18 protein-coding genes are annotated in these 20,650 nt (G+C 68.7%); 4 read left to right on the forward strand and 14 right to left on the reverse strand.

Annotation, left to right across the window (positions count from 1 at the left end; genetic code table 11):
* Positions 1-302: 302 nt before the first annotated feature.
* Together AC0685_RS02145 and AC0685_RS02150 are read right to left on the reverse strand one after the other, a co-directional pair.
* A complete protein-coding gene (locus AC0685_RS02145; protein WP_478223865.1) occupies positions 303-2,570 on the reverse strand; it encodes a serine/threonine-protein kinase in 2,268 nt (755 codons plus the stop codon).
* Positions 2,561-4,783: a serine/threonine-protein kinase gene (locus AC0685_RS02150; protein ID WP_478223866.1), complete on the reverse strand. Its 2,223-nt coding sequence runs from the start codon at positions 4,781-4,783 to the stop codon at positions 2,561-2,563. The genes AC0685_RS02145 and AC0685_RS02150 overlap by 10 nt, the downstream gene beginning before the upstream one ends.
* Before the next feature lie 118 nt (positions 4,784-4,901).
* Between AC0685_RS02150 and AC0685_RS02155 the strand changes: the two genes are divergently transcribed.
* Both AC0685_RS02155 and AC0685_RS02160 read left to right on the forward strand, forming a co-directional pair.
* Positions 4,902-5,972 carry an HpcH/HpaI aldolase/citrate lyase family protein gene (locus AC0685_RS02155; protein ID WP_125679246.1) on the forward strand — a complete coding sequence of 357 codons (1,071 nt, stop codon included), beginning with the start codon at positions 4,902-4,904 and terminating at the stop codon, positions 5,970-5,972.
* Positions 5,969-6,823: an HpcH/HpaI aldolase/citrate lyase family protein gene (locus tag AC0685_RS02160; protein WP_478223867.1), complete on the forward strand. Its 855-nt coding sequence runs from the start codon at positions 5,969-5,971 to the stop codon at positions 6,821-6,823. The genes AC0685_RS02155 and AC0685_RS02160 overlap by 4 nt, the downstream gene beginning before the upstream one ends.
* A gap of 66 nt (positions 6,824-6,889) precedes the next feature.
* Here AC0685_RS02160 and AC0685_RS02165 read toward each other — a convergent pair whose 3' ends face one another.
* The 8 genes from AC0685_RS02165 to AC0685_RS02200 form a co-directional block, all read right to left on the reverse strand.
* A complete protein-coding gene (locus AC0685_RS02165) occupies positions 6,890-8,269 on the reverse strand; it encodes an amidase (RefSeq protein ID WP_478223868.1) in 1,380 nt (459 codons plus the stop codon).
* A 182-nt stretch (positions 8,270-8,451) separates the two neighbouring features.
* Positions 8,452-9,210 carry an SDR family NAD(P)-dependent oxidoreductase gene (locus AC0685_RS02170; protein WP_478223869.1) on the reverse strand — a complete coding sequence of 253 codons (759 nt, stop codon included), beginning with the start codon at positions 9,208-9,210 and terminating at the stop codon, positions 8,452-8,454.
* Positions 9,207-10,628: an aldehyde dehydrogenase family protein gene (locus tag AC0685_RS02175; protein ID WP_478223870.1), complete on the reverse strand. Its 1,422-nt coding sequence runs from the start codon at positions 10,626-10,628 to the stop codon at positions 9,207-9,209. Before AC0685_RS02175 ends, AC0685_RS02170 begins: the two co-directional genes overlap by 4 nt.
* Positions 10,621-11,391 carry an ABC transporter ATP-binding protein gene (locus AC0685_RS02180; RefSeq protein ID WP_478223871.1) on the reverse strand — a complete coding sequence of 257 codons (771 nt, stop codon included), beginning with the start codon at positions 11,389-11,391 and terminating at the stop codon, positions 10,621-10,623. The genes AC0685_RS02175 and AC0685_RS02180 overlap by 8 nt, the downstream gene beginning before the upstream one ends.
* Positions 11,388-12,134: an ABC transporter ATP-binding protein gene (locus tag AC0685_RS02185; RefSeq protein WP_478223872.1), complete on the reverse strand. Its 747-nt coding sequence runs from the start codon at positions 12,132-12,134 to the stop codon at positions 11,388-11,390. The genes AC0685_RS02180 and AC0685_RS02185 overlap by 4 nt, the downstream gene beginning before the upstream one ends.
* Entirely contained in the window at positions 12,131-12,943 is an 813-nt protein-coding gene (locus AC0685_RS02190; protein ID WP_478223873.1) for an ABC transporter permease, read from the reverse strand. The genes AC0685_RS02185 and AC0685_RS02190 overlap by 4 nt, the downstream gene beginning before the upstream one ends.
* Positions 12,943-13,887, reverse strand: coding sequence for an ABC transporter permease (locus AC0685_RS02195; RefSeq protein WP_478223874.1), 945 nt, complete (start codon positions 13,885-13,887; stop codon positions 12,943-12,945). The genes AC0685_RS02190 and AC0685_RS02195 overlap by 1 nt, the downstream gene beginning before the upstream one ends.
* Positions 13,884-15,374 (reverse strand): ABC transporter substrate-binding protein, encoded by a 1,491-nt coding sequence (locus tag AC0685_RS02200; RefSeq protein ID WP_478223875.1) that lies wholly within the window; start codon positions 15,372-15,374, stop codon positions 13,884-13,886. Before AC0685_RS02200 ends, AC0685_RS02195 begins: the two co-directional genes overlap by 4 nt.
* A 60-nt stretch (positions 15,375-15,434) precedes the next feature.
* On the opposite strand from AC0685_RS02200, the gene AC0685_RS02205 reads away from it, so the two are divergent.
* Together AC0685_RS02205 and AC0685_RS02210 are read left to right on the forward strand one after the other, a co-directional pair.
* On the forward strand, positions 15,435-16,178 hold the full coding sequence (locus tag AC0685_RS02205; protein ID WP_478223876.1) for a FadR/GntR family transcriptional regulator: 744 nt from the start codon (positions 15,435-15,437) through the stop codon (positions 16,176-16,178).
* A 20-nt stretch (positions 16,179-16,198) separates the two neighbouring features.
* On the forward strand, positions 16,199-17,254 hold the full coding sequence (locus AC0685_RS02210) for a patatin-like phospholipase family protein (RefSeq protein WP_478223877.1): 1,056 nt from the start codon (positions 16,199-16,201) through the stop codon (positions 17,252-17,254).
* A gap of 76 nt (positions 17,255-17,330) precedes the next feature.
* Here AC0685_RS02210 and AC0685_RS02215 read toward each other — a convergent pair whose 3' ends face one another.
* The 4 genes from AC0685_RS02215 to AC0685_RS02230 all read right to left on the reverse strand — a co-directional run bounded on the left by AC0685_RS02215 (position 17,331) and on the right by AC0685_RS02230 (position 20,430).
* Positions 17,331-17,927, reverse strand: a complete 597-nt coding sequence (locus AC0685_RS02215) for a class F sortase (protein WP_478223878.1) — start codon at positions 17,925-17,927, stop codon at positions 17,331-17,333.
* 4 nt (positions 17,928-17,931) lie between these two features.
* The gene (locus AC0685_RS02220) at positions 17,932-18,597 is read right to left on the reverse strand and encodes a hypothetical protein (RefSeq protein WP_478223879.1); all 666 of its coding nucleotides are present in this window, start codon (positions 18,595-18,597) and stop codon (positions 17,932-17,934) included.
* A 450-nt stretch (positions 18,598-19,047) separates the two neighbouring features.
* Complete coding sequence (locus AC0685_RS02225) at positions 19,048-19,380, reverse strand: hypothetical protein (protein ID WP_478223880.1); 333 nt, start codon at positions 19,378-19,380, stop codon at positions 19,048-19,050.
* Positions 19,381-19,389: 9 nt separating this feature from the next.
* Positions 19,390-20,430, reverse strand: coding sequence for a trans-sulfuration enzyme family protein (locus tag AC0685_RS02230; protein WP_478223881.1), 1,041 nt, complete (start codon positions 20,428-20,430; stop codon positions 19,390-19,392).
* Positions 20,431-20,650 lie beyond the last annotated feature (220 nt).

A 20,650-nucleotide genomic window follows, 5' to 3' on the forward strand; every position in this document is an offset into this window, starting at 1 on the left:
CACCTCGGTGGAAGCGGCACATGATCTGTCTAACAGGGCGGGGAGGCGACGGCGCCGGACAACGGGAGTGGCTGCGATCGGCGGCGCCTTGTCATCGGTGACCGGTCGGTAGGCGGTCATCGGACTTCAGTCCGACGTGCCGCCAACCGAGTGAGGGAGAGGTAAGTGGTGTCACCCGGCGTCTCCGAACGGTCACGAGCACGGACTGATCGCCACCGAACACCGGCGCGGCAAGGGAAGTAAAACGTTAGACCATTCAGCCCAGTGAATACCCATTCCACTTTGGACCTTCGCAGGTCAGGTCACGAGATCGTCGCGGTGCGGAGGAGTTCTTCGACGCCCGGTGTCCGCCACTCGTCCATCACCACGATTTGCCTGTCCGCAACGAACCAGATCCGCTGGGTCACTTGCGTCTCGCCGCTTCCACCCGTCTGTCCACGAGGAACACACTGGATCGTCCACTCCTCGTAGGTCGCCGATGTCCCGCCCACCGGTGCGGTGGTGGAAACCGTCCGCACGGCGTCACCCTCTTGGCGGAGGTCCTTTCGCCCGGCGGCGTTGCAGGCCCGGCCGCCCGCGCTGCGCCGATAGAACTCACCGGGCCGGTACGGCGGCTGTTCCGCCGACTGCTGAGTGTTGTCCGTGAGCAGGACGTACTTGCAGTTGAAGTACTTCTTGGGGTCCGGGCAGCCAGGATCGACGAGCACCTTCTCCAGCCCCTGCGAGACCACGGACCAGCCCTGCGGCAGATGCAGCGTCAGCGCGCCCGCCGAGACGTCGGTGACTCCCGGCGCGGGCGGGGCGGACGAAGTTCCCTTCAGCGGTTTTCCGCCGGTCACGCCCTCGACGAGCTCCGGGTTCAGGAGACCGCTCAGCTTGTCGTACGGCAGCGTGTAGTCCTGGACTCCGCAGGCGGTGGCGAAGCCGAGCAAGTTGAGGTCGACGGTCACCTCGACGACCGCCGGGGTGAACGCGAGCCACACCTTCGGCTCTTCGGCGAGGTCGGCCGTATTGAGGGGCTGGTACGGGAAGGTGCTGCTGACCGCACCGCACTGCTGCTTGTCGGGCCAGAGCAGTTCGGCGAGGGTCCGCAGGCCGTCGTCGCTGAACTTTCCGGGGGCGAACAGCTCGGCGGGAGTGAGCGCCTTGCCCTCCTTCAGGTCGATGGTCACCGCGGCACGACCATTTCCCCAGGTCGAATGCGGTTTGTTCGCGAGATCGTGCGTGTAGCGCACCGAGAGGTACCGCTCGTTCCGCGAGCGCACGTCGGCCTTCGTGAGGAGCTTGTACGGGCCGCGTTCCGGCTCCAGCTTGGCGGCGCCCGGGCCGGTCTTGCGGTTCCAGTCGTCGATCGGCGCCGTCAGTGCGTCGTTGACGCGCTTCAGCCAGGCCTGATCGGTGGACCCGGTCACCTCGGGGTGATCCCCGCTGTACGCGATGTTCGTCCCGGGCACGGTCCCGGTCCGGGTCTTCATGGCGACCTTGAGCGCGACGGCCTGCTGCGTGGTCGGCGGAGACGGCGGCGGCGTGCTCGCGTCGGAGAAGACGACCACCGAGCCGACCACGGCGGCCGTCGCCGCGACGACACCGATGGCGATCTTCAGTCCTGCCGCGATCCCGCCGGTGGACGCGGCCGCCGCGCCCGTCCCGGCGGCGGCGACCCCGGGCGCGGCCGCCGTACCGGCACCGAGCAGGACCAACGGGGTCGCCGCGGCGAGCACACCCGCCGCCTTCGCCAGCCGTGACCAGCCCTTGCGCTCCCATTCGTCGCCGTAGCCCGCGCGGGCGACGCGTTCCAGTTCACTGACGAACATGAGCGCGTCGACCGGTCGTTTCGACGGGTCCTTCGCCATTCCCAGCGCGACGATCTCGTGCACCGGCTGGGGGACTTCGCCGAACGGGATGGGCGCGTGTTCATGCAGCGTGCGGAGCACTTCGGTGTCTTCGGCCTGGTAGGGCCGGTGCCCGGCGACGCACTGGAAGAACACGCAGGTCGCGGCGTAGACGTCGGTCGCGGGCGTGGCCTGTCCGCCCGACCACTGCTCGGGAGCCATGTACGCGGGCGTGCCGACGGACGGGCCGCGTTCCCCCGCCAGGACGGCCGTGCCGAAGTCGACCAGCTTGCTCTCGCCGGTGTCGGCGACGAGGACGTTGGCCGGTTTGTAGTCCCGGTGGACGACGTGGGCGGAATGCGCCGCGGCCAGGCCGAGCAGCGAACCCTTCAGAACCGCGAGGGCGGCCTCGGGTTCGAGAGCGCCTTCGGCCTGGAGCACCGAACGCAGGGAGACGCCGTTGATCGCCTCCATGACGATCGCGGCGCCCTGCGGCGTCTCGAAGAACTCGTGCAGTTTCACGACGTGTGGGCTCGACACCCGGTGCAGCGCCAGGGCTTCCTGCCGGAACGCGGCGAGATGCGCGGGGTCCGCGGCGAAGCTAGAGAAGAGGTACTTGATCGCGACGAGGTGGCCCGTGGTGTCCTGGCGTGCGAGCACCACGCGGCCGAAGGTGCCCGTGCCCAGCTGCTCCAGCTCGGTGAAGCCGGGCAGTCTCCACTCGTCAGTCAGTTCCACTGCGCCTCTTCCAGAATCTTGTCGAGGCCTGGAGTGTTCCATTCGTCGACGATCACGAGCTGCGTTTTCGGCAGGAACCAGACCCGCTGGGTGACCGTGCCGCCGCCAGAACACGTGAGCCGCCACTCTTCGTAGGCGGCCCGCTTCGTCCCGACCGGGCGAAGTTCCTTCATCTGGAGGGTAGGTGCTCCCTGGGTCTCACCGGGTGCGCCGATGGAATGGCACGGACGCGGGCCGGTCGAGCGGTTGTACGGCTTGCCCGGTTCATACGCCCGCGTGGCCGGGTCGGCCCGCGAGTTGTCGCTGAAGACGACGCCCGCGCAGTGGAACGGCTGCGTCCCGCCTCCCGCGCACTGGTCGGCGGTCACCAGGTAGCGCTCGATGGGGACGCCGGAGAGCAGCGACCACTTTTCCGGGGTGGTGATGGTGAAGGCGCCGACGTCGTCCACTTTGGTGCGTTGCCCCTGCGTGCCGCCGAGCAGGTTCACGACCCCCGGGCTCAGCAGGTGGAGGAGGTGGCGGAATTCGACGGTGACCTGGGTCGGGTCGCAGACACGGGGGTAGCCGAGCACGGATCCGTAGACGTAGAACGTCATCCCGTTCGCGGTCGGTGCCGCCTGCAGCACGGTGTCGCCGGTGACGGACCACGGATCCGACATCGCGCGGGCCGGCAAGTGCTCGGGCGAGCTTGGCGCGTCGGCGAGGCAGTCACCCGGCCTGGCGGCGTCGAAGAGCATGTCTTCGAGCATGAGCATCCGGTCGGCGGTGCCGTCGACGTTGTCGAAGAGCCGCGCGGTGGGGATCGGCTCGCCCTTCGTCAGGTCGATGACGATGGGACGGATGCTGAACCCGCCGTGGTTGCCGAACTGGACGGAGTCGATCGAGCGTTTGTAGACGACCGAGAGCAGCTTGTCGTCCTGGCGCAGGATCTCGGCTTCGGTCTTCATATGCGGGATGTCGCCGTCGGGTTCCCGCTGGGGCGGGTAGCTGTCCGGCCAGAAGCCCGCGAGCCACCCGTCGATCGGCGCCATCAGCGCCTTGTTGACCCGTTCTTCGGCGGCCTTGTCCTTCAGCCCGCTGATCCGGACGTACTTGCCGTTGTAGTCGAAGCCGTCGAGCTTTTCGGTGCGGGTGAGGAGGTCGACCTTCATCGCGGCGACGGTCGTCGTCTGAGGCGGCGCTTCGTCACCGTCGGCGTTGACCACGACGACCGTGCCGACGGCGGCCGCGGTGACGGCGGCGACCGCGGCCGTCACCTTGAGACCGAGCGCGATCCCGCCACCGGTGGTGGCCGCGACCCCGCCACCCGCGATGACCGGTGCCGCGGCCGTCCCGGCACCGAGCAGGGCCAACGGGGACAGGGCGACCAGGACACCGGCGCCTTTGGCGAGCCAGTGCCAGCCGTTGCGCTCCCAGTCCTCGCCGTACGCCTTCCTGGCGGACGCCTCCAGTTCGGTGACGAACTCGGCCGCGCCCGACGGCCGATGGGCGGCGTCCTTCGCCATGCCGCGCGCGATGAGGTCGCGGACCGGTTCGGGGACCTCGCCGAACGGGATCGGGGCGTATTCGTGCAGCGTGCGCAGCACTTCGGTCTGTTCGGCCTCGTACGGCCGGTGTCCGGCGACGCACTGGAAGAACACGCAGGTCGCGGCGTAGACGTCGGTCGCGGGGGTGGCGATGCCACCCGCCCACTGCTCGGGCGCCATGTACGCGGGTGTGCCCGCGGCGACCCCGGTCTGCCCGGCGAGCACGGCGATGCCGAAGTCGACGAGCTTGCTCTGCCCCTCCCGGGTGACCAGGACGTTGGCCGGTTTGTAGTCGCGGTGGACGGTGCCCGCGGCGTGCGCGCCGGCGAGACCGAGCAGCGAGCCCTTGAGGATGGCCAGCGCGGCTTCGGGTTCGAGCTTCTCCTGGCGGCCGAGGATCTCTTTCAGGGAGATTCCGTGAACGGCTTCCATGATGATCGCGGCCCCTTGCGGGGTCTCGGCGAACTGGTGCAGCCGGGCGATGTGGGGCCCCGAAACGCGGCTCAGGATCTGCGCCTCGTGGCGGAATTCGGCCAGCCGCCGCGGGTCTGCCGCGAACCGTGCGTACAGGTATTTGATGGCCACGACCTGCGCGGATTCGTCGTGGCGAGCCAGCACGACCCGGCCGAATCCCCCTTCGCCCAGCGACCCCATCTCGGTGAAACCCGGCAAGGCCCAGTCGTCCACAGATTCCTCCGCGATTCCCGATCGTGTCCCCTTGGAGGTGAGCTGCGCCGCAGCGGTTCCCCGCCTTCCGGGTTTAGGGTTACTCGTCGGTCACTTGGCCCGTTGCGATGGAGGAACGATGCGTTCGCCGAAGGATTTCTTCGCCCCGCTCGCGGTGGGGGCGCCGGAACCGCTCCGCCAGATCCCCGTGCCTCCTTCGCGGATGATCCACTTCTTCGATCCCAGCAACGAGAAGATGGCCGCCAAGGTCCCGGATATCGCCAAGAAGGTCGACGTCCTGCTCGGGAACCTCGAAGACGCCGTGCGCGCCGATCGCAAGGAGGCCGCGCGGAACGGACTGGTCTCCATCGCGAAGTCGACCGACTTCGGCAAGACGCAGCTGTGGACCCGCGTCAACAGCCTCGACTCGCCGTGGGTGCTCGACGACCTGATCACGCTGGTCACCGAGATCGGCGACAAACTCGACGTGATCATGGTGCCGAAGGTCGAAGGCGCGCAGGACATCCACTACGTCGACCGGCTGCTCGCGCAGCTCGAGGCACGGGCAGGCCTGACGAAACCGCTGCTGGTGCACGCGATCCTGGAGACCGCCAGCGGCGTCGCGAACGTCGAGGAGATCGCGGGCGCGAGCCCCCGGATGCAGGGTATCTCGCTCGGCCCGGCCGACCTCGCCGCGAGCCGCCGGATGAAGACCACCCGGGTGGGTGGCGGGCACCCCGGTTACCTGGTGCGCACGGACCCCACCGGCGAAGACCTGAACGAGGGGCGCACGACGTATCAGCAGGATCTGTGGCACTACACCGTCGCGCGGATGGTCGACGCCTGCGCGGCGAACGGGATCCTGCCGTACTACGGGCCGTTCGGCGACATCCGCGACGTCGTGGCCTGCGAAGACCAGTTCCGCAACGCGTTCCTGCTCGGCTGCGTGGGCGCCTGGAGCCTGCACCCGGTGCAGATCGACATCGCCAAGAAGGTGTTCTCGCCCTCGCCCGAGGACGTCGCCTGGGCGCGGCGCGTGATCGCCGCGATGGGTGACGGCACCGGTGCGGTGATGATCGACGGGAAGATGCAGGACGACGCCTCGGTGAAGCAGTGCCGGGTGGTCGCCGAACTCGCGGACGCCCTCGCCGCCGACGATCCTGAACTCGCCGCCGCCTACGACGCGGCAACCAAGGAGGCTTCCGAATGAACCCCCGGCGATCCGTCCTCTACATGCCCGGCGCGAACGAAAGAGCGCTCGAAAAGGCCAAGTCGCTGGACGCGGACGGGCTGATCCTCGACCTCGAAGACGCCGTCGCGCCCGACGCGAAGGAAGCCGCACGTGAACGCGTTTGCGCGGCCGCGTCGTCGAAGGAGTACGGCTCGCGCGAGGTGACCATCCGCGTCAACGGCCTCGACACCGAATGGCACGACGCCGACCTCCGTGCCGCCGCGCAGGCCGGCCCGGACGCCATCGTGGTGCCGAAGGTCGACTCCGCCGCCGAAGTGCACAACATCGAGCGCGCGCTGGAGCTCGGCGGCGCGCCGGATCACACGAAGATCTGGGCGATGGTGGAGACGCCGGTCGCGATGCTGCACGCCGAGGAGATCGCGGCGGCGTCCGAACGGCTCACCGTGCTGGTCATGGGCACGAACGACCTGGCGAAGGAGCTGCACGCCGAGTTCGTCCCCGGCCGCGCGCCCCTGCTGGGCGGGCTTTCGCTCGCGCTGCTGGCCGCGCGGGCGACCGGCAAGGCGATCCTCGACGGCGTCTACAACGACGTGAAGGACCTCGAAGGCTTCGAGGCGGAATGTGTGCAGGGACGGCAGTTCGGCTTCGACGGCAAGACGCTGATCCACCCGGCGCAGCTGGAGCCGTGCAACCGGATCTTCGCGCCGTCCGAGGAGGAGATCACCCGCTCGCGCAAGATCATCGCGGCGTTCGAGGAAGCACAGGCGGCCGGGCAGGGCGTCGTGACCGTGGACGGGCGGATGATCGAGAACCTGCACGTGGACAACGCGCGGCGGATCCTGGCGCTGGCCGAGGCGATCGGCGGCTGACGCGTTCAGTCCTCTGAATGCGGTAGTTGCGCGCGCAAGGACCGCATTCAGAGGACTAAATGCGGGTCAGGGCCAGGGGCGCGGAGTGGGGCGAAGGGATTCGTAGGCGGCAGCGGCGCGAAGGACGTCGAGGTCGGCGAAGCGGCGGCCGCTGATCTGGAGACCGATGGGCTGGTCATGGCTCGTGTAGCCGCAGTTGATCGAGACAGCGGGCTGGCCGGACATGTTGTACGGCACGGTGAACGCGATGTGCTCGAACGGGCGGCGCGGGTCGTTGGTCGGCGAGGGCCATTCGGCGGGCGGGGCCGAGACCGGGCAGGTCGGTGACAGGACGACGTCGAAACGTTCGGTCGCGCGCAGGGTCGCGACGGCGATGGCGTCGATCTGCGCGAAACCGCGGTAGGCGTCGACACCGCTGACGTCGGCGCCGCCGGCGGCCCAGTCGGCGATGTACGGCAGGACCTTCGCGCGGCGCTCTTCGGGCAGGGCCGACATGTCCGACCAGGCACGGACGCGCCAGAAAGTGTCGAGGCCGTCGAGCATTTCTCGGCGCAGGAACGGCGAAACCGGCTCGACGACGGCACCCGCGGCCTCGAAGACGCGTGCGGCTTCGGTGACGGCGGCGATCGTCTCCGGCAGCACCGGAAGACCGACACCCGGGTCGAGGTGCAGCCCGATCCGCAGGCCCTTGACCTCGCCCGACAACGAAGTCCAAGCGAGCGACGAGGGCGGCAGCGAAAGGTGGTCGCGACCGTCCACACCGGACAGAACGCTCATCAGCAGCGCGGTGTCGGCCACGGTCCGCGTCATCGGCCCGGCGACGCGGCCGAGGAACGGCGGATCCACCGGCACCCGGCCGAAACTCGGCTTCAGCCCGACCAGGCCGCACCAGCCGGCGGGCAGCCGGATCGAGCCGCCGATGTCGGTGCCGACGTGCAGCGGGCCGTAACCCGCGGCGGCCGCCGAGCCGGCACCGGCGCTGGAACCGCCGGGCGTGCGCGTGGTATCCCACGGATTCCGCGACGCGGTGTGGAAACTCGACAGCCCGGACGTCAGCATCCCGTAGTCCGGCATGGTCGTCTTGCCCAGCAGGACACCGCCGGATTCGCGCACGCGAGCGCCCGCCGGGGCGTCTTCGGGCGCGGGTTCCAGCGCGGTGGCGGCCGTGCCGAGCGGGACCGGGGTGCCGCGGGTCGCGATGTTCTCCTTGAGCGTCAAGGGAACGCCGTCGATCGGGCCGAGCGGTTCCCCGGCGTGCCAACGGCCTTCGGACGCCTTCGCGTCTTCGCGCGCGCCACTCGGGTCATACGCGTAGAGCGCGTGCAGTTCGGGTTCGCGTGCCTCGATGCGGGCGAGGACGGCTTCGGTGACTTCGACCGGCGACAGTGTCCCGGCACGGTACCGCGCGACAAGTTCGACAGCGGTCAGATCAGGCAACTCCGGCACGGCAGCACTCCTTAGCGTCTGGTGAACCCGCGTCCGCGATCGACGTCGGCAGGGCACGACCTGACATCCAGGTCACGAAGGTGGTGAAGGCGCCCTGCCACCGCGATAGCGGGGCCTCCGGCCAGGGCGGGTTCACGCATTGAGTCACTTTCCCGACAAAGCACAGCTACGCCAACAGGTGCTTACGTCGCGGGCGGTTCGAAGCGGCCGTCGACCGCGGTCCAGCCGCCGTCCACCGCCAGCACGGAGCCGGTGACGAACGACGACGCGTCCGAGGCCAGATAGACGACGGCGCCCGCGAGTTCGTCCGGACGCGCCCATCGGCCGAGCGCGCCTTTGGTCGCGTACGCGTCGTACCAGCCCGGATTCGCCTTGATCTGCGCTGTCAGCGGAGTCTCGACGACGCCGGGCGCGATCGCGTTGACCCGTACCCCGGCCGGGCCGAACTCCGCCGCGGCGGTGCGGAACAGCTGCACCAGCCCGGCTTTCGTCGCCGCGTACGGTCCTTGCCCCGGCTCGACGGTGGTGCCACGGATCGACGAGAACCCGATGATGCTCCCCCGCCCCCGCTCGACCATCCCGGCGCCGAACGCGCGGACGACCTCGAAGGTCGCGCCGAGGTTCAGCGCGATCACCCGGTCGAATTCCTCGCGCGAGTACTCCAGCAGCCGTTTGCGCACGTTGGTCGCGGCGGTCAGCACCACGATGTCGATCTCGCCGAGTTCCGCCGCCGCCCGCGCGACCGCACCGTCCGAGAGCAGGTCGATCTCGTACGCCTCGCCCGCGCCGGTTTCCTTGGCGGCGGCGACATCGCGGTCCGCGACGATCACTTCGGCGCCGTGCGCGGCCAGCGCCTTCGCGGCTTCGCGGCCGATCCCGCTGCCACCGCCGAGGACGACGGCTCGCTTTCCGTCGAGCCGGAACAGGTTCTCATAGCTCACGGGCGCAGCACCGCCATCCTCGTCACGGTCAGTTCTTCGACCGCGAACCGCGGCCCTTCACGCCCGATACCGGAGTCCTTCACGCCGCCGTACGGCATGGTGTCGGACCGGAATCCGGGTACCTCGTTGACGACCACGCCGCCGACTTCGAGCTCGTCAAGTGCGCGGAACGCCGTCTTCAAGGACGTGCTGAACACCGAAGCGTGCAGCCCGTAGCGCGACGCGTTGACCGCGTCGAACGCTTCGCCCACAGAGGACACAGTGCGGATACAGACCACGGGGCCGAAGATCTCCTCGTCCCAGCATTCGAGGCCGTCGGGCACGTCGAGCAGCACGGTCGGCCGGATCACCGTGCCGTCGACACCTCCCCCGACCACCCGCGCACCGGCCGAAGTCGCTTTGTCGACCCATTCCTGGACGCGCTGAGTGGATCCCGGGTCGATCAGCGCCGAGACCCGCGTCTTCTCGTCTCGCGGGTCACCGATGACGACCTCGCCGAGCCGTGAGAGAACCCGTTCGGTGAACTCCTCGGCGACGGCTTCGACGACCAGCACCCGCTGCACCGAGATGCACGCCTGCCCCGACGCGTAGAACCCACCGCGCAGCACGGCGTCCGCGGCCGCGTCGAGATCCGCGTCCTCGGTGACCACCAGAGCGGCGTTGGACCCCAGCTCCAGCAGCGTCTTCGTGGGTGCGGCGTCGCGGGCGATCCGGTGCCCGACCAGCGCGGATCCGGTGAACGACACCGCGCCGACCCGCCGGTCGGTGACCAGCGCCGAGCCGACGGCCGCGTCGCCGGTGACGAGCTGGACCATCGCGGGCAGGTCGGTCAGCGACCGTACGAGATGCACGAGCCACAACGTCGCGAGCGGGGTCTGCGGCGCCGGTTTCACCACCACCGGGCAGCCCGCGGCGATGGCGGGCGCGATCTTGTGCGACGCCAGCAGCAGCGGGTAGTTGAACCCGGCGATACCGACCACGACACCGATCGGCTTGCGTTTCCAGAACCCGACCAGCCCGTCGCCGGACGGCAGCAGGTCGAGCGGCACGGTCTCGCCGTGCAGCCGCGAGACCTCCTCCGCGGCGGCCTGCCAGGTGACGATCGTGCGCGCGACCTCGACCCGGCAGTCGACCAGCGGCTTTCCGGTTTCGAGAACCAGAAGCCGCTCGAATTCGGCGCGTCGTGCTTCCAGAGCGGCGGCAACGTCGTTCAGAAGCGACCGCCGGGTCCGCGACGGCAGGGCCGCGACCTGCTTGAACACCGCGACCGCCTCGTCGATCGCGCGCGTGGCCAGCTCCGGCGTCCCGACCGGCGCCCGGCCGATCTCGCTCCCGTCGTACGGGAACACGACCGGCTGTGTGTCTACAGTGGACACCCACTCGTCACCGATCGGCAGTCCTTCCGGGTACTCAGCCATCGTCCCCTCCCCTCAGCCGCGCCAGCTCGGCCCGCAGATTCGGCGCGGCCGCCAGCAGTTCCCTGGTGTACTCGTGTTCCGGCGCGTCGTAGACCTGGTCGACGTCACCGATCTCGACGATCTCACCGCGCCGCATCACCGCGACCCGGTCGCAGACGTGCCGCACCACGCCGAGGTCGTGCGAGACGAAGATCAGCGTCAGCGAGTACAGCTCGACCAGCGACGCGAGCAGGTCGAGGATCTGTTTCCGCACCGACACGTCGAGCGCGCTCACCGGCTCGTCCGCGATGAGGACGCTCGGGTTCGGCGCGAGCGCCCGCGCGATCGAGATGCGCTGCCGCTGCCCGCCGGAGAACTGGTGCGGATAGCGGCCGGCGGCGTCCTCGGGCAGGCCAACGGCCTTCAGCAGTTCCGCCACCCGCGCGGGATCCCGGCGGCCCAGAGGTTCGGAAATGATGTCGCGCACCCGCATCCGCGGATCGAGCGAACCCATCGGATCCTGGAAGACGATCTGCAGTTCCGACCGCAGGAAGCCGAGTTTGCGTTCGGGCAGCGTGTCGATCCGTTGGCCTTGGAACGAGACACTGCCCGCCGTCGGTTTGTCGAGCGCGGCCAGCAGTCTGACCAAAGTGGACTTTCCCGAACCCGACTCGCCGACGATCCCGAACCGCTGACCTTCCGCGACGTCGAACGAAACTCCGCGCAGGGCATGGACGTCGCGCCGCGTGTAGCGACGTTCGAGGTCGAGTACTTCGAGCATCATCGGCTCGCCTCCAGATCCGAAGCGGCCAGAAGTTTCTTCGTGTACTCGTGCTTCGGTGCGGTGAGCACCTCGCGGGTGGTGCCTGCTTCGACGATCTCGCCGTCCAGCATCACCAGAACCCGCTCGCATACCGACGCCACGACGGCGAGGTCGTGCGTGATGAACAGCAGCGCGCTCTCCCGCTCCCGGACGCCGTCGAGGATCAATTCCAGGATCTGTGCCTGCACGGTGACGTCGAGCGCCGTCGTCGGCTCGTCGCAGATCAGCAGCTTCGGATCGTTGGCCAGCGCGATCGCGAGGACGACACGCTGCCGCTGCCCGCCGGACAGTTGATGCGGATAAGCGCGAGCGACACCGGGTAACCTCACGGAATCCAGCAAAGCCTCGGCCGCCTCGCGATGTTTCCCGCCGTCTCGGTGGATCCGCATCGGTTCGGCCACCTGCGCGCCGACCCGCATGGCCGGGTTCAGCGCGGTCATCGGTTCCTGGAAGACCATCGACATCTCGTTGCCGCGCAGCCGCGACAGGTCCTTCTCCGGCGCGCCCAGCAGTTCACGGCCGTCGAGTTTCACCGAGCCGGAGGCGGCGAGTTCTTCGGGCAGCAGGCCCATGATCGACAGCGCCGTCAACGACTTCCCGGAACCCGACTCGCCGATCAGCCCGACCCGCTCACCGCGTGCGATGCCGAACGAGACGCCGCGGACCAGGCCGCCGATGCCGAGACCGTGCACTTCGAGGGTCATAGCCGCGCCGCCAATCGGGGGTCGAGACGATCGCGAAGGCCGTCACCGAGCAGGTTGAAGCCGAGGACGGCGATGGCGATCGCGACGCCCGGCACGAGCGCGAGCCTCGGGTGCAGGGTCAGGAACATTTGGGATTCCTGGAGCATCCGGCCCCAGGACGGCGTCGGCGGCCGCGTGCCGAACCCGAGGAACGACAACGCCGCTTCCGCGAGCACGGCGATCGCGAACGACACCGACGCCTGCACGATCAGCAGCCCGGAGATGTTCGGCAGCACATGCCGCGCCGCGATGTTCAGCCGCGAGCGCCCGGCCGACCGCGCGGCCAGCACGAACTCGCTGCTCATCACCTGCAGCGTCCCCGAACGCGCGATCCGCGCGAACGACGGGATGGTCGCGATGCCGATCGCCACCATCGCGGTCAGCGTGTCCGCCCCGAACACCGCGCCGAACATGATCGCCAGCAGCAACGCGGGGAACGCGAGCACGAGATCGTTGACCCGCATGACGAACTCGCCGAGCCAGCGCGACGACATCCCGGCGAGGATGCCCAGCGGCGTCCCGATCAGCGCGGCGATGCCGACCGCGACCACACCGACGTACAGCGTCGTCCGCGCACCGACCATGAGCTGGCTCAGCACGTCACGGCCGAAGCTGTCCGTGCCCAGCGGATTGGCGCCGCTGAAGTCGTGCAGCCGGTTGGCCGCGTCGACCTTCACCGGATCGAACGGTGTCCACACGAACGAAAGGAGCGCGGCGAGCACGATCAGCGCGACGAGCACGCCGCCGATCACGAGACTGCGGCTACGCATCAGGAACCCCGCAATCTCGGGTCGAGCACCGTGTAGAGGACGTCGACCACGAAGTTCACCAGCAGCACGCCGACCACCAAGACCAGCACGATCCCCTGCACGGACAACAGATCCCGCGACGCCACCGAGTCGAGCAGCATGCTGCCCAGCCCCGGCAGGACGAACACGCGCTCGACGACGACCGCGCCGATCAGCAGGGTCGAAAGTTGCAGGCCGAGCACCGTCACCACCGGCACGGCGGCGTTGCGCAGACCATGGCGGAACAGCGCTTGGAACGGCCGAAGTCCCTTGGACCGCGCCGTGCGCAGATAGTCCTGGCCGAGCGTGTCGAGCACCGCGGACCGGACGTACCGCGTGAGGACCGCGCCCTGCACGAGCCCCAGCGACAGCGCCGGCAGGACCAAACCGCGGAGAAATTCGCCTGGGTCCTGCACGGGCGGTGTCCAGCCGCCGGAGGGCAGCCAGCGCAACTGCACCGCGAAGATCTGCACCAGGATGATGCCGGCGAGGAACGCGGGGATCGCGACACCGATCTGCGACAGCCCGGAAAGCGCGGTGCCGTCGGCCTTCCGATGCCGCACCGCGGCGAACGTCCCGGCCGGTACGGCGATCAGCAGCGCCACCAGCATCCCGGCCCCGACCAGCCACAACGTCACGCCGAGGCGGTCGGTCAGCGCGGGCCCGATCTCCTCGCGCGTGACGTACGAGCGGCCGAAGTCGCCTTGCAGGACACCGCCGATCCAGTCGAGGTACTGCGTCACCAGCGGCCTGTCGATGCCGAAATCGGCGCGGGTCTTCGCGACCAGTTCCGGCGTCGCGTTGACGCCGAGCGCGACCTGCGCCGGATCCCCCGGCAGCACGGCCATGAACAGGAACACCACGATGGACGCCACCAGCACGCTGGCCACGAGGATCCCCAGGCGGCGGAGCACCTTGACCGTCATCGCGGCGCCAATCCCGTGAGATCGAAGGACTCGCTGACCTGGTTGCGAACGAACCCGGTCACCTTGTTCTTCGCCACGATCACGTTGGGGAACAGGAAGAGCCAGTCCGCGGCGGCGTCTTCGGACAGCCGCCGCGCGACCTGGCGCATCGCGTCGACCTGCTCCTGGGGCGTTCCGGCGTCGGCCTTCGCCAGGTTCTGCTGGACGGGCTTGCTGTCGTAACCCCAGTAGTACTTCGGCCTGCCGAAGGTCACGATGTCGCGCGCCTCGACGTGCTGGATGATCGACAGGTCGTAGTCGCGGTCGGTGAAGACCTGTTTGAGCCACACCGCCGGGAAGTCCAGCGGCTCGATCGTCACCGTGACCCCGACGTCCGCCAGCTGCGACGCCACCACCTGCGCGGACGAGACGGCGTACGGCAGGTTGGGAATCCTCAACCGGAGCGAAGGATTCGGCTGGCCTGCCTCAGCGAGCAGGGCTTTCGCCTTCGCGGGATCGAACGGGTACGCGTTCGAAAGGTCTTCGTACCAGGGATCCGTCGGCGGGACCATACTGCCGATGAGCGTGCCGCGGCCGCCCCAAGCCGTGTCCAGCAAGGCCTTCCGGTCGATGGCGTACGACAGCGCTCGCCGCACGCGGACGTCGTTCAGCGGTGGGCGCGAGTTGTTGAACGCGAGCGTGACCTCGCTGTTGGTCGTGCCTTCGACGACGGTGAACCGGTCGTCGCTCTGGAACTGCGGGATCGAATCCGGCACGGTGATCGCGGAGATGACGTCGATCCCGTTGCTGAGCAAGGCGTTGTTGAGCGCCGTCGGATCCTTGATGTACTTGAGGACCACCGTGGAATATGCCGGTTTCCTGCCCCAGTACGCGGGGTTCTCCTTGAGCACGATGGAGTCTCCGCGCCTGCGTGAGGACACCGTGTACGGCCCGGTGCCGATCGGTTTATTCGCCAGATCCGCGACACCGGTGCGGCTGAACATCGCGCCGAGGCGGCTGGTGAGACTGAACAGCCAGCCGTTGCTGGGCTTCGTGAGCACGACTCGCGCGTGGTCCGGCGCCACGACGTCGACCCGGTCGACGACGTCCATTGTGGACTTGATCGACACGGTCCAGTCGGTCTTCACGCGCATCAGCGAGAACTTGACGTCCTCGGCGGTGAACGGCGCCCCGTCGCTGAACTTCGCGTTCTTCCGGAGCTTGAAGTCGTAGGTCCTGCGGTCTTCCGAGATCGTCCACGATTCGGCGAGCAGCGGCACGATCTTCGCGTCCGCGTCGAGTTTCACCAGGCCCTCGTAGACGTTGTAGAGCAACGCCTGCGGGATGGCGGCGCCGTCCGTGCGGGTGAAGTCGAAGTTCGCGGGTTCGGCGGTGTAGCCGATGGCGAGCGTGCCGGGATCCTTGGCCACCGTGGCACTCGATCCGGCGGAGCAGCCGGACGCCACCAGCAGCAACGCTGCCACTGCCGCGTGAATCCGGGGTTTCATCCTGCCCCCTGACCGGTAGACTGGTCTGACCAGTAAACCAGACGAGACGGCAGGGTCAAGATGGAATTCGAGCCGGTCGCCCCTGTCCGCGCGTACCAGCGTGTCGTCGAGCAGATCGAGGAAGCCGTGTTCAGCGGCCGGATCAAACCGGGCGACCGGCTGCCGAGCGAACGCGAACTCATGGTGCAGTTCGACGTCGGCCGCTCGACCGTGCGAGAGGCGCTGCGCGTGCTGCAGGCGGCGGAGATGATCCGCTCGCGCCCGGGCGACCCGCGCGGGCCCGAGGTCCTAGCCGCCTCCCCCGCCGCGTTGCACCGGTCGATGCACCGGCTCGCGCGCGCCGACCACATCGGCCTTTCCGAGCTGTTGCAGTTCCGCATGGTCCTCGACGGTTCCGCACATCTGCTCGCCGCGCAGCTCAGGACCGAAGACCATCTCGCCGAGCTGGACACGGCGCTGGAGGCGATGCGCGAGGGCGTCTCGAAGGGTTTCGCGGAGTTCTCCCACGCGGACGTCGCGTTCCACGAGGCCATCGCCCGCGCGACCGGGAATCCGCTGCTGGTGATCAGCGGCGAGGTCGTCCGCGGTGTCGTACTGGAGCTCATCGAGGACAAGCTGGAGCACGCCGACGACCGGACGGCACTGATGCGCAACTGGCTGACACACCACGAAGAGGTGCTGGGGGCGATCCGGGATTCCGACGGCGAGCGCGCGTCACGGCTGGCGAAGCAAGCCCTGTACGACAACTACGCCGAGTACGTCCCCGAGGAGCAACGTCGCCTCTTGCGGCCCCTGCTCGCTTGACCGCCTCTACACTCGCTCAGGTGGGGGATATCAAGAAGCCTTCGACAGCGCGCCAAGGTGTCGGTCTCGCCCTGTCCGGCGGCGGCTACCGCGCGATGTTGTTCCACACCGGAGCGCTGTGGCGGCTCAACGAACTCGGCTGGCTGTCGAAGATCTCGACGTTCTCGAGCGTCTCGGGCGGCTCGATCGCCGCGGGCGTGCTCGCGCACGCGTGGTCGGACCTGAAGTTCGAAAACGGTGTCGCGGACAACTTCTACGACGAGGTCGTCGCGCCGGTGCGGAAACTGGCACGTACCCGGCTCGACATCCCGGTCACCTTGCTGGCCATGGCGATGCCCTGGCGAAGCGCCGGTGAGGAGCTCGCGCGGGTGTACGCGAAACACCTGTTCGGCGACTGCTGCCTCAAGGACATCGACCCCGGCGGCCCGCAGTTCGTCTTCACCGCGACGAACCTCCAGGACGGCGCGCTGTGGTGGTTCTTCCGTCAGAACGGGCCGCACGGGAACATCCCGCTCGCGACCGCGGTGGCCGCGTCTTCGGCCTTCCCGCCGATGCTTTCACCCGTCGTGATCCACGACCCGCTTTCCGACGAGCGGAAACGCAAGATCGTGCTCAGCGACGCCGGCGTCTACGACAACCTCGGCCTGGACCCGGTCGAAGGGCACGCGACGGTGCTGGTCAGCGACGCGGGCAAGCGGATGAAGGTCGCGCGGAAGGTCAAACGTGACTGGGGGCGGCAGTTGCTGCGCGTCCTCGACGTGATCGACAACCAGGTGCGCGAGCTGCGGCGGGGCGCGCTGCTGAAGTCCTATGTGGAGAAAGATTTCAGTGGCGCCTACTGGGGTTCCTACGTCGATCTCGAGAACTTCGAGCTCAAGGATTCGCTGAAGGCGCCTGTGGATCTCACGCACAAGCTGGCGGAGACCCCGACGCGCCTGACGAAACTGCCGGAAGTGCTGCAGGAGCGGTTGATCAACTGGGGTTACGCGGCCTGTGACGCGGGGATGCGGAAGTGGGTCGACACCGAGGCGGTGGCTCCCGACGGGTTCCCGTTCCCGGCCGCGGGCCTGGGCTGAGCGGGTCCCCGGATGCGAGGAAAGGTCCTTTCCTCGCAAAATTTGCAAGGAAAGGACCTTTCATGGCACTCGTTCGTCAGGCGACGAGGTTCGCGTAGACGATCACGTTGTCCTTGTAGCTGTGCTCTTCCTTGTCGAAGACACCGCCACAGGTGATCAGCCGCAGCTGCGGCTTGTCCGTGTTGCCGTAGACCGCTTCCTCGGGGAACTGGTCCTTGGGGACCTGGTCCTTCTTCTCGACCACGAACTTCAGGCTCTTGCCGTCGCTGCGGTCGACGAGCACCTCGTCACCCGGGTTGACGTCCTTGAGCTTGTAGAAGATGCCCGGCTGCTTGTTGCCGTCGACATGGCCGAGCAGGATCGCCGGGCCGACGTCACCCGGCACCGGAGAAAGCCGGTACCAAGCGGCTTGCATCGGGTTCTTCGCCGACGGGACGGACATCTTGCCGTCCTTGCCGATGGCGACCGTGACCAGGCTCGATTCCGCGCCGATCTTGGGAATCCGCACGTTCGTCGGGCGAGTCCCGTTGAACGGTTTGACGACCGGCGGTGTCGATTCCGCCGCCGCCTGCGCGGCGGGCGGGGCGGGTTCGTCGGTGCCGCATCCCGTCAGCGCGAGGGAAAGCACAAGGGCGGCCGCGACCACGCGGCCGCCCTGCGTCAGAAGCTTCATCGGATCAGGCCGCGGTGGCGCCGAAACCGGTCTCGATGCCGCCCTTGGGCTTCAGCTTGACCTGCTTCTTCGGCTTGTCGGCGCCCGGCGCGGTCGCGCCGCCGCCAGGAATCTCCTCGAACTCGATGTCACCCTTGCCCGGCTTGCCGTCGCAGGTCCAGGTGAAGGTGCTCGCGGTGCCCTTGAAGCCGGGCTTGGCCTCGATGATGTAGATCCACAGGTAGGCCTCGCCACCGTCCTGGAACGAGTCGACGATGGTGAAGTCCGGCGCGGTGACGTCGGCGGGCTCCGAACCGCAGAGGATGGCCAACGCACCCTCGTTGCCCTCGACGTATCCGGCGCCGACGTTCAGCTCCGGCATCGGCGGGGTGGTGCTGGTCGGCGCCTCAGAGGTGGAGGTCGGCGACGGCTTGCCGGAAGTCGGCTTGCCGCTGCTGGTCGGCGTCGGCTCCTGCGAGGACGACGAGGCCGGGGTGCTCGTCTCCGGCGGAGCCGACGTCACCTTGCCGCCCGACCACGAAGGCGAAGGTGCCGTGGAGGGCGCTTCGCTCGACGGCGCGGGAGGCGTGGTCGTCGTTTCGGTCTGCGCCATCGCGACCGGCGTCACGGCCAGCGAGATGACGGCGCCGGCCAGCACCGCGCCCGCGAGGCGGCCCAACGTCTTCTTCAAAGTGATCTCCCAGTGGAAACATCGCAACACAGGGTGACCCCCACCCTGTGGTCACCCGAAAGGAATCGCACGTTCGGGTGACAGCGTGATCCTGCCGGAAAAGTACAGCGGGGCCGTAGTGGAAAAGTCGTGACAAGAACCACTGGGAAAACCGGTAACGCCGCGGTATTTCTGCCCGATACAAGGGCCCGAAAGTCGCTCAACAGAGGGAAAGTCTCGCGGCGACGAAGGAATGTTAACACCCGGAGGGCCGGATCGGTTGCGGTGCGGAAGTATTTTTTCTCCGCCAGCCGAACCGCCCGGAATCGCCGGTTTTCCTGGCCGGATCTCCCTTTTTCGAAGACTCTCCGCACACTTGCCGCCGACCGGTTCACCCGTCCGGACCACGTTTTGGTGAAGGCCTGACCATTTACGTCCGGATACCGGCGCCGGGCAACCAGAAGGTCACGATCAGAACACCAGGAACAGGGCCACGGCGAGGGAGAGCGCGCCGAGGAGGCCCGCGCCGAACAGCCAGGGCTTCGGCGACGTCCGGTTCCGCACCGCCCGGCCGCCGCCCACCGCCGCGATCAGGAGGCCGAGGCCGAACCCGATCGCGGGCAGGAAGGTGGCGAAGGTCCGGTTTTCCGCGGCACAGGCCCAAATCGCGTCGCTCGGGCAGGGCGACGCCGCGAGCTCGGCCAGCAGACCCGCGGTGACGATCGCGAGGAAGCCGAGCACCAGGAGCCAGAACAGGCCCCACAGCAACTGACCGAGCCGCCGAGGCGGTTTCGTCTCGTCCACATGCCCAAGCTAGCCGAGCGCCGAGGCCAGATCCGTCCAGAGATCTTCCGGATCTTCGAGCCCGACGCTGAACCGGACGAGCCCGGCGGGCACGTGGGCGTCGCCTGCCAGCCAGGCCCGGCGCTCGACCAGGCTCTCCACGCCGCCGAGGCTGGTGGCGGCGCGGATCAGCCGCAGCGAACCGATGACCTTGTCCGCGGTCTCCGCGTCCGGGAGTTCGAACGCGATCATCGTGCCGGAGCCGGGATAACGCACCCGGGTGATGGCGGGATGGTCGACCAGGCGCGCCGCCAGCAGGGCGGCCGTGCGCGTCTGCTCGGCGAGGCGGACCGGGAGCGTCCGCAGCCCGCGCAGGGCGAGCCACGCTTCGAGCGCTCCCGGCGTCGCGCCCAACCTGGTGCGCGCGTCGCGCAGGTCCTTCGCGACGCCTTCGTCGGCCGCGATGGTCAGTCCGAGCAGCAGATCGCTGTGGCCGCCGATGAGTTTCGTCGCGCTGTGCACGACGATGTCGGCGCCGAGGTCCAGCGGCCGCTGCCCGAGCGGGGTGGCGAACGTGTTGTCCACGGCGACCAGGCCGTTCGCGGCGGCGGCGATCGTCTCGATGTCGATGACGTCGAGCGTCGGGTTGGTCGGCGATTCGAGCCAGAGCAGGTCGGCGTCCGCGGCCGCGACCCAGGCGGCCGTGTCGTCCGGCGCGATCTCGGTCACCACCAGGCGTCCGGTGCGCTGCGCGTGCGCGAGCAGGCCACGCGATCCCGCGTAGGAGAACGTCGGGACGCAGACCTTCGCGCCCACCGGCAGAGTGTCGATCACGGCGCTGAGCGTCGCGATCCCCGAGGCGAACGCGGTGGCGTGCCCGCCTTCGAGCGCGCCGATCGCGGCTTCGAGGGCCTCCCAGGTCGGGGTGCCGTCCTCCCGTGAATACGCGCGGTCGGCGCCGGCGTCGAAGGTGCTCGCCGCGACGATCGGCACGTTCAGCGGTTCGCCGGGGCCCTCCGGTCGTCCGGCGGCGACGGCGAGGGTGCGAGGTGACCAGTCGTTCGTGTCCACCTCGTCACCGTAAACCGTCCCGCGATGATCACCACGTGACGACCTGGCCGCTCGGAGACCTGCCGGTCAACCGGGTCGGGGTTCGGCGCGATGCGCTTGCCCAGCGAGGCCCCTCGCCGGGACCCGTCCGGTGAACCTGCGGCTGTCCGGGTCGGTTCCGATCGCCGGCCACTTCGGCGCGCTGGCCGAGCTTCGCGACGCCGGATTGCTCCGTCACCTC

Source organism: Amycolatopsis sp. NPDC043889 (genome assembly GCF_056435645.1).

What these genes read in the sequence shown, in the direction of transcription:
- AC0685_RS02155 (WP_125679246.1), top strand. Translation starts at nt 4,902, where the DNA reads ATGCGTTCGCCGAAGGATTTCTTCGCCCCGCTCGCGGTGGGGGCGCCG.
- AC0685_RS02160 (WP_478223867.1), top strand. Translation starts at nt 5,969, where the DNA reads ATGAACCCCCGGCGATCCGTCCTCTACATGCCCGGCGCGAACGAAAGA.
- AC0685_RS02175 (WP_478223870.1), bottom strand. Translation starts at nt 10,628, where the DNA reads ATGGCTGAGTACCCGGAAGGACTGCCGATCGGTGACGAGTGGGTGTCC.
- AC0685_RS02180 (WP_478223871.1), bottom strand. Translation starts at nt 11,391, where the DNA reads ATGATGCTCGAAGTACTCGACCTCGAACGTCGCTACACGCGGCGCGAC.
- AC0685_RS02185 (WP_478223872.1), bottom strand. Translation starts at nt 12,134, where the DNA reads ATGACCCTCGAAGTGCACGGTCTCGGCATCGGCGGCCTGGTCCGCGGC.
- AC0685_RS02190 (WP_478223873.1), bottom strand. Translation starts at nt 12,943, where the DNA reads ATGCGTAGCCGCAGTCTCGTGATCGGCGGCGTGCTCGTCGCGCTGATC.
- AC0685_RS02195 (WP_478223874.1), bottom strand. Translation starts at nt 13,887, where the DNA reads ATGACGGTCAAGGTGCTCCGCCGCCTGGGGATCCTCGTGGCCAGCGTG.
- AC0685_RS02200 (WP_478223875.1), bottom strand. Translation starts at nt 15,374, where the DNA reads ATGAAACCCCGGATTCACGCGGCAGTGGCAGCGTTGCTGCTGGTGGCG.
- AC0685_RS02205 (WP_478223876.1), top strand. Translation starts at nt 15,435, where the DNA reads ATGGAATTCGAGCCGGTCGCCCCTGTCCGCGCGTACCAGCGTGTCGTC.
- AC0685_RS02215 (WP_478223878.1), bottom strand. Translation starts at nt 17,927, where the DNA reads ATGAAGCTTCTGACGCAGGGCGGCCGCGTGGTCGCGGCCGCCCTTGTG.